Below are 9,152 nucleotides of genomic sequence, written 5' to 3'. Positions count from 1 at the left end.
GCGGCGGATGCCACCAGTGCATCACATCGCCTTCGGTGAACTGGTGTGCAGCACATAGCAGCAGGTGTTCGCGGGTCAGGTCGGGGCGAGCGTGCACCAGGGCTAGCGCGTCCTGCAGCTGGTCGCGGAAGCCGAACGCGCCGCCTGACTGATAGTAGCCACTGCGCGCCAGGTAGCGGCAGCCCAGGGTCTGGTAGACCAGCCAGCCGTTGGCCAGTGCGTCCAACGCCGGGTCCGGGGTGCGCACCTGCACCGTGGCCAGCACATTGCGCCAGTGGATGCGCACCGCGTCCAGCGCGTCGATGGCCTCCTGAGCGCCCTGGCGGCTTCGCGCCAACGCCAGCGTTTCGTCGCGGTCGCGCCCTGCGCCAAGGCGGAAGGTCGTTTCACTGCGGTCGCCCGGGGCCAGCTCCAGCGGCACCTGGATCGCCGCGCAGGGATCCAGGCCCGCACCCACCCGTGCATCCAGACGCTCGCGCCGCAGCGCCGCTGGTGCCTGCAGGCTGCCGTTGCGGCCGATGAACTCGAGGCGATCACAGGTCCAGCCGCAGCCGTCGGCATCGGTGTCGAAGAAGGCCATCCGGCCGCCGAAATCGGTGCTGTAGGCGTTGCGCGCCAGCAGCGCCCCGGTCTGGTGGTCGCGTTCGGTGACCACGTGCATGCGCGACTTCGCGCGCAGGTCACCCATCACCCATTCGACGTAGCCGATGGCCGACAGCCGCCGTGTCCTGCCCGACAGGTTGTGCAAGCGCAGGACCGAGAACTTCAGTGGCGCGGTGACGTCGACGAATACCCACAGCTCGCTGGCGATGCCGTCCTCCACATGCTCATAGACGGTGTAACCGAATCCATGGCGCGTGCGGTACGCCCCGGTGCCCCTGCGTGGCAGCGGCATCGGCGACCACACGCGACCGGTGTCCTCATCGCGCACGTAGAAGGCCTCGCCACCCGTGTCCGACACCGGATCATTGAGCCAGGGCGTCAAGCGGAATTCGTGTGCATTCTCGAACCACGTGTAACCCGGTGCACTCTCGCTGACGACCGTGCCCAGGCGGGCGTTCGCGATCACGTTGGCCCATGGCGCCGGCGTTGGCGCGTCTTCGCGCACCACCACAACGTATTCGCGGCCGTCCTCGCTGAAGCTGCCGGTACCGTTGTCGAACTGGCCGGCGCCACGGTAGGGAAGGAACGGCCACGGGTCGTCCACGTCCTCGTCGTGCTCCGCGCCCGGGGGCAAGCCGGCATCGGGGGCCGAATCGGCAATGATGGGCAGCCCCGGGGTCGGCTCCGACGTCAGTGCCAGTTCCTCCTGCACCGCCTGCGGTGTCAGCGGAGGGATCCGTCGCGGAGGCAGCGGTTGGCGGCCGACCTGAGCGGCAAGGGTGCCGTCCTCGTCGCTGATCACTGCCCGCGCCACCGCCTGCAACAGGATGCGGTCCTCGTGGGTCATGTTCTGCACCGGCCGCACGAAAATGCCGCCGGGGCGATCAAGCAGGCCTGTCTCCGAACTGGCGGCGACCATCCCCAGAATCTGGTCCTGCAGTTCCTGCCGATAGCCGGCCTTGCTGTCGTTCCAGATGACCAGGTCGGTGTTGAGGCCCTTCTGGCGCCAGTAGGCATGTGCCTGCACCAGTTGCCGGACCAGTTCCACGTTGTCCGCGTCGGTGACCTTGAGAAGCACGATCGGCAGGTCGCCCGAGATCGCGTGACTCCACAGCCCGGATTGTCCGCGCTGGTTCTGCAGCAGGACGCCGGCACCCGCGCGCAGCAGTGGTCCTGCATACAGCACGTGGGCAGCCAAGCGCTCGTACAGCGCTGCCTCGGCCTGGCTTGCGTTGATCTGCCGGCGCACCACCTGGCTGTGCGTCCAGGCCAGGTCGAAGACGCGGTCGGCCAAGCGACGATCACGGTATTTGTCTACCAGCACCTCGCAACCGGGGCGGTCGCCGCCGACGCCGTACACCATGTCCAGCTGCACGGTCTGCTCGGGCTCAAGCACCACGCGGACGCGGATCGCCACGATCGGGTCGAGCACCGAGCCATCCGTGCCGGAGAGGTCGGTATCGGTGGTCAATGCCTGCGGCGTCCGTGGCGTATTGCCACGGCCCAGGAAGCGCGCACGGTCGGTTTCGTAGGAGATCGACACCACCTCCGCGTCATGCACCGCGACCAGATGGAACATCCACGGCGGTACTTCGTCGTGCGAACGTGGCCGGCGCGTGCATAGCACGGCCTGCTTGGCTGCCAGAATCTCGCTCTGCACGAAGAGATTGCTGAAGGCCGGATGCGCATCGTCGGCCGCCGCAGGTGCCAGCACCACTTCGGCATAGGTGGTGATCTCCACCGTACGCGAGCGACGGCTGCGGTTGGTCAGGCGCAGGCGCCTGAGCTCGATGTCGTCCTCGGCAGAGATGGCCACCTGCAGATGGCTCTCGCAGCCGCGGCGCGTACCACGGAACTCCGCCTTGGCATCCGAGAAGATCGCCTCGTAATTGTCCACCGCCACGCAGGTGGGCTGGTACGCGGCAGACCAGAACTCGCCGCTGTCCACATCGCGCAGATAGCAGAATGACCCCCAGGCATCGGTGGTGCCGTCCTCGCGCCAGCGGGTGAGCGACAGGTCGCCGTGACGGCTGTAGCCGCCGCCGGCATGGGTCAGCATGCCGTGGTAGCGTCCATTGGACAGCAGCTGCACCTCCGGGCGCGGGCCACCCGGGTCGCGCAGCACGCGCAGGGACGTCTCGTCCTCTGCCATGGCGGAGTGCTCGCCCAGGGCTTCGACTTCATGCGGATGGAATACGCCGATGCGCGGGATGCGTTCCTGCAGCAGCAGCAAGGTGGCCTGGAACTCGACATCGGCAAGGAAGCGGCGCTGCATCGGCTGGTCGCGCAACAGGTAATCCAGCGACAGCAGTCCCATGCCTTGGTGGTGGGCCATGAACGAACGCAACAGCACGTGATCCTGCCCCGGCGGCAGCCGGGCAGGGGTGTAGTCGATCGCCTCGTACATGCCGAAGCGCCCGGAGAAGCCCAATCCTTCCAGCACCTGCAGGTTCTGGCACGCCGCTTCCGGCGCCACCATCAGCGCCATCATGCTGGCATAGGGCGCGATGACCCGATCCTGGCCCAGGCCGCGCTTGAGCCCCAACCCCGGCACACCGAATGCCCGATACTGGTAGTTCAGGCGCGCATCGACGGCGTTGTAACCGGACTCGGACACGCCCCACGGCAGGTTCAGGGTGCGGCCGTAGACGATCTGCGCCTCGACCGCATGCCGCGCGGTCTGGTCCAGCAGGGTGTCCGGATAGCTGGGCATCACCAGCTGTGGCATGAGGTACTCGAACATCGAGCCACTCCATGACAACAGCGTCGGCGTGCCGTTGACCTCGGTGAGCATCCGGCCGAGCGCAAACCAGCTTTCCTGCGCCAACTGCCCTTGAGCGATGGCGACGAAGGCACACAGGCGCGCTTCGGAGGCCAGCAGATCGTAGAAGCTGTTGTCGAGGCGATGGTCGTCGACGTTGTAGCCGATCGAGAGCAGGTTGCGGGTGCGGTAGAACAGGAACCCGTATTCCATCAGCGAGAACTGCCCGGCGCGGTGCGCCAGGTCCTGCAGCTGCTGGATGCGCGCACGCGCGTCCGCACCGACCGTACCCTGCAGGCCGGCCAGCTGGCGCAGGGATGGCACCGCTGCCTCGGCGTCCGCGCCGGCATCGGCTGGGAGGTCGGCCAGCGACGCATGGGCAGCATGGCATTCGGCGGCGAACAGGGCGGGCCAGTGCAGCTCGCCTTCCTCGGGCGATTCCGCTGCCGGCCACTGCACCAGCACGGCGTCGGCCAGGTCGACCAGCTCCTGCAGGCGGGCGAGGATCTGCGCCGTCCCGACGGGGCGGTCGACACGCGCTGACGCCAGACGCTGGCGAAGGTGGTTGAGCGCCTCGCTCAGTTGCGTATCGTCGGGGCAATGGCGCTGCCGTTCCTCTTCCAGCACGCCGAGCGTATCGGCCAAGCCGTCGAACGTGTGCGGCGCCAGCACCGGCGCGTCCACCAGCGCAAGCAGGCCCTGGCGCAGCGTCAGCAGATGGCCGGCAAGATTGCCGCTGTCCACGGTGGAGACATAGCGCGGCGGCAGCGGCGCCAGGGTTTCGGTGTCGTACCAGTTCAGGAAGTGGCCGCGATGGCGCGGCAGCTGGTCCAGCGTATCGAAGGTGAGGGCCGTACGTTCAGCGACCGCGCCCAGCTGCAGATAGCCGAAATCCCACGCCGACAGATTGGCCAGCAGGGACAGGCCGATGTTGGTCGGCGAGGTGCGACGTGCCACCACCAGCGACGGATGCTCCTGGATGTTGTCCGGCGGCAACCAATGATCCTGCTCGCGCACCCACGCCTGGAAGAACGACCAGGTGCGCCGTGCCAGTCGGCCAAGGAACGCCCGCTGTGTAACGGACAGTTCCGCCACGCTCGCGACCGGCGGCCGGCCCAGCCACGCCATCAACGCGGGCGCAAAGGTCCACGCCAGCAGCAAGGGCAGGGCGAGCGGCAGTGCCTGCGGACGCACGCTGGCCACCACGGCTACCAGCACGAGCGCCAGCAGCGAGGCCGGCGCCATCACCCGCCATTCCGCGCCGCGGTCGCTGCCCAGGCGGCGCTCGACTTCGCTGGAGGGGTTCCATTGCAGCAGGTGACGACGTGTAACGACCATGCGCCAGAGCGTGCGCAGCACCGCGTCCCCGGCCAGCAGCGCTTCGAAGGGCAGACACGCAACCTGGGTGGCCGCACGCAGCAACGACTGCAGCGCACCGCGCCCAACCTTGATGTAATGCGCTTCCAGCGGTGTGTCGTCCGGAACGCTCAGGGCATCGCGCAGCATTCCTATCAGCGGCGGCGCGTACCACAGTGCCAGCACCCACGCCGTCCATGCTGCAGGGTTTGCGGCATACAGCCAGCCCACCACCAGCAAGGCCAGGGCAGCGATCGGCACCAGGCTGCGGCGCAGGTTGTCCAGCAATTTGCCGCGCGACAGCAGACTGAGCCGGTTGCGTTCCCATCCCGGGCCCGGGCGTGGCGTCCACGGCATCAACCAGGGCAACAGCTGCCAGTCGCCGCGGATCCAGCGCGCACGGCGCTTGGCGTCGGCGGCGTAGCGCTCGGGATAGTCCTCGTACAGGCGTACATCGCTGACCAGGCCTGCGCGTGCATAACAGCCTTCCAGCAGGTCATGGCTGAGGATGCGGTTCTCTGGCAAGCGGCCCTCGAGCGCATGCTCGAAGGCCTCGACGTCATAGATGCCCTTGCCCACGAACGAGCCTTCGTCGAACAGGTCCTGGTAGACGTCCGAGACCATGCGTGTGTACGGATCGATGCCGGGCTCGCTGCCGAACATCCGGGCAAAGCGCGAGGTGCGGCGCCGGCCCAGACTGGTGCCCACGCTGGGCTGCAGAATGCCGTAACCCTCCACCACTCGTTGCAGCGTCGGATCGAAGCGCGGGCGGTTGAGCGGGTGTGCCAAGGTGGCGACGAAGGCGCGGGCCGCATCGCGCGGAAGTTGTGTGTCCGAATCCAGGGTGATCACGTAACGGACGCCGATCAGCGCAGCCGCGTCACCGATGATGCGCATGAACGCGGCCGCATCGCCCAGGCGGAGCAGGGCATTGAGCGCTGCCAGCTTGCCGCGCTTGCGCTCGTGCCCCATCCACACGCCTTCGCCCGGGTTCCATTGCCTGGGGCGGTGCAGCAGGTAGAAGCGATCGCCGCGCTCGGGCGCGTAGCGCGTGTTCAGCTCCTCGATCCGTGCCGTGGCGTGCGCAAGCAGGGTGTCGTCCGCCGCCGCCGTGGCCTCCGCCGCGTCGAGAAAGTCCGTCAGCAGCACGAAGCGCAGCTGAGGATCGCGGTTGGCCAGGAACCGGACTTCCAGCGCCTCCACCAGCACATCGATCCCGTCGACGCTGGAAAGCATCGACGGGACCGCGACCACGGTGGCGCAGGCGGCAGGGATGCCCTCGCTGAAATCCAGCTTGGGCAGCGGCCTCGGTGCCACCAGCACCGTCGCAGTCCAGTTCACCAGCACGATGCCCAGCTCACTGAACACCAGCAGCCCCAGCAGCGCGGCCAGCCAGAGGGGTGCCGCGCCACTGCCGGTTGCCAGCAGGCCAGCGGTAGCCAGTACCGCCAGCAGGACGATGGGCAGCAGGTACAGCGCAAGCGGCACGCGATGTGCCAGTCGCCGTGCCTTGCGGTGCCGCGGTGCTGCCTCGGCCACTGCTTCAACAGTGGCGTTCACGCCTTCGCCAACCAGCCAGTAGCCCACGTGCGTGCGCGGCCCATCCGGCGGTGTCGCCGCCCGTGCCAGGTCCAGCGCGATGGTGGCCACGCGTTCCTCTGCCATGCGGCTACCGCGGGCGATCTTCTCCACCACGTGGCGATAGGCGTCGCGGGTGGCGAAATCCATCTGCGCATAGACGGCCATCGGGTCTTCGCGCAGCCGCTGTTCCACCACACTCATCTCTTCAACAAAGGTGCGCCAATCCATGGTGGAGAGAAAGCGCAGGCTGCCGATGCTGTTGCCGATCGATACCTGATCGGCCGCCTGCTGCTGGCCCTCGGCGGCGACCAGTTCGTCGATGCGCTGTCCAGCCGCTGCCGCCCACTGCTCCAGCCAGGCCACGGGCATGGCCCACGCGCCCCCGCGCCCATGCAGCGAGCGCGTCAGCTCGGCGATGAACGCGCCGGTCAAGGGCGGCGCGGACCGTGCCATGTCCGCAACCACCAGGACCACATCGGTCGGAGTCTCGGAAGCGGCTTGATTGAGGTTGTCTGCCCATTGTGAAGCCAGGCGACGGTCAGTCCCATCGCGCATCACCCGCGCGGCCATGCGCCGCAGGTTCTCCAGCAGGGCCAGGCGCAGCATGATGGGGACCGCCCACAGCTCGCCCAGGCTCAGCGGCGCGAGCGACTGGTACGAGGCGATGAAACGGCCCAGGGTGTCGGCGTCAATGCGGCCATCGCCGTGCGCAATGGCCTGCATCGACAGTTCATAGACCCGCGGCAGCCCGGCCGAGGGGCCCGAGACAAGCGACGGCAGCTGCCGGCTGTAGCCGCGCGGCAGGTGGCGTCGCGCGGTCTGGATCTGTTCTTCGATCAGGTAGTAGTTGTCGAGCAGCCATTCCCCCGCCGGGGTTACCGGCCGCTGTTCGCGCACCACACTGCTGAGCAGCGTATTGGCGTCTTCCAGCACACGCTCATTGGCCTGCAGCCGATCGAGCAAGCGCTCCGGGCCGGGGCGCATGCGCACGCGATGCTGGCGTGCAAGTGCGCGGCCGTACACCTCCATCTGTTCAACGCTGTACAGAGCGGCACGCAATGGGCCCTCGGTGGCCTCGATGGCCGGTACCGAGGCCTGGTGCTCACGCCAGCGCCAACGCACGCGACGACGCAGGCGCAGCCAGCGGCCAAATAGACGACGAAGGTGGGGCATGGGTTACCGAGGGGGGAGGGCGCGTCCTGCATAGTTGCATTGCGGGTGCCGTGGTAGCCGTGAAGAGCGGGCTGTCGGCCCGTGATGCCAGAGTTGAGCCCCGAGGACGGAACTCCCTCGCCACATTCATCCCGCAGCAGCGAGAATGCTTCACCGGGCACGCCCTGATGCGTGCCGCTTACTGCCTGCAGGATCGCGAAGATGTCCAACAATCCCTTTGGTGAGTCGTCATGCGCTACCGCAGCCAGCGGCTGCGTCGAGGTGCGCGGTGCGCGCGAGCACAACCTCAAGAATGTCGATGTCTCCATTCCGCGCAATGCACTGGTGGTGTTCTCCGGGGTCTCGGGTTCCGGAAAGTCATCGCTGGCGTTCGGCACAGTCTTCGCCGAGGCGCAGCGGCGCTACTTCGAGTCGGTTGCGCCGTATGCACGACGCCTGATCGACCAGGCGGGCGTGCCCGATGTGGATGCCATCGATGGGCTGCCACCGGCAGTGGCCCTGCAGCAACAGCGTGGCGCCAGCAATGCACGTTCGTCTGTGGGCAGTGTCACCACGCTGTCCAGCCTGGTGCGCATGATGTATTCGCGTGCAGGGGCATACCCGGCCAATCAGCCCATGCTGTACGCCGAGGACTTCTCACCCAATACGCCGCAGGGCGCCTGCAGCACCTGCCACGGCCTTGGGCACGTCTACGAAGTGACCGAAGCATTGATGGTTCCGGACCCGTCGCTGAGCATCCGCGAGCGCGCCATCGCCTCCTGGCCGCCGGCATGGCATGGCCAGAACCTGCGCGACATCCTGGTCACGCTCGGCTACGACATCGACATTCCGTGGAAGAAGCTGCCGAAGAAGGACAGGGAGTGGATCCTGTTCACCGAGGAAACGCCGACCGCGCCGGTCTATGCTGGCTTCACGCCTGCCGAGACCCGTGCCGCTCTCAAGCGCAAGCTGGAGCCCAGCTACATGGGCACGTACACCGGTGCCCGCCGCTACGTGCTGCACACGTTTGCCAATACCCAGAGCGCGCTGATGCGCAAGCGGGTTTCCCGCTACATGGAAGGCAAGCTGTGCCCGGCCTGTCACGGAAAGCGCCTGAAGCCGGAGGCACTTTCGGTCACCTTCGCCGGTGTGGATATCGGTGAATTCATGCGGCTGCCGATGGATCAACTGGCGGATCTGCTCGAGCCCATCGCGCACGGCGATTTCAGCACCCACAGCCGTGGCTCAAGCAACAGAGGAGGTGCCACGCGCCGCGATCGCACCCAGCGAGCGGCCAGCGGTGGTGCCAGCCATGCTTCGGCCCCCGACGTACGACTGACCTCGGCATTGTCGGAAGAGAAGCGCTTGGCTGCACAGCGGCTCGCCGGCGGGGTCATGGCGCGTGTAAGGCAGTTGCGTGGCCTGGGCCTGGGGTATCTCTCGCTGGATCGCGCCACGCCAACGCTATCGGCCGGCGAACTCCAGCGCCTGCGGCTAGCCACGCAGCTCAGCTCGTCGCTGTTTGGTGTGCTGTACGTGCTTGACGAGCCATCGGCCGGCCTGCATCCCGCCGACAGCCAAGCGCTGTACGACGCCCTGGACCGGCTGCGCGACGGCGGGAACTCGGTCTTCGTTGTCGAGCATGACCTTGAGCTGATGCGCCGCGCGCAATGGCTGGTGGATGTCGGCCCTGAGGCGG

At 67.5% G+C, this 9,152-nt stretch carries 2 pseudogenes; one reads left to right on the top strand and one right to left on the bottom strand.

The features are described 5' to 3' along the window. A pseudogene (locus DBR20_RS23165) lies at positions 1–4,984 on the bottom strand (glucoamylase family protein); the annotation flags it as partial. Between the two features lie 2,691 nt (positions 4,985–7,675). Between DBR20_RS23165 and DBR20_RS23160 the strand changes: the two are divergent. Then, positions 7,676–9,152: pseudogene (locus DBR20_RS23160) on the top strand (excinuclease ABC subunit A); the annotation flags it as partial.

Origin of the sequence: Stenotrophomonas sp. HMWF023 (assembly GCF_003060985.1) — a bacterium.
Lineage (GTDB): Bacteria > Pseudomonadota > Gammaproteobacteria > Xanthomonadales > Xanthomonadaceae > Stenotrophomonas > Stenotrophomonas lactitubi.
This window is presented reverse-complemented; position numbering and strand designations above follow the sequence as displayed.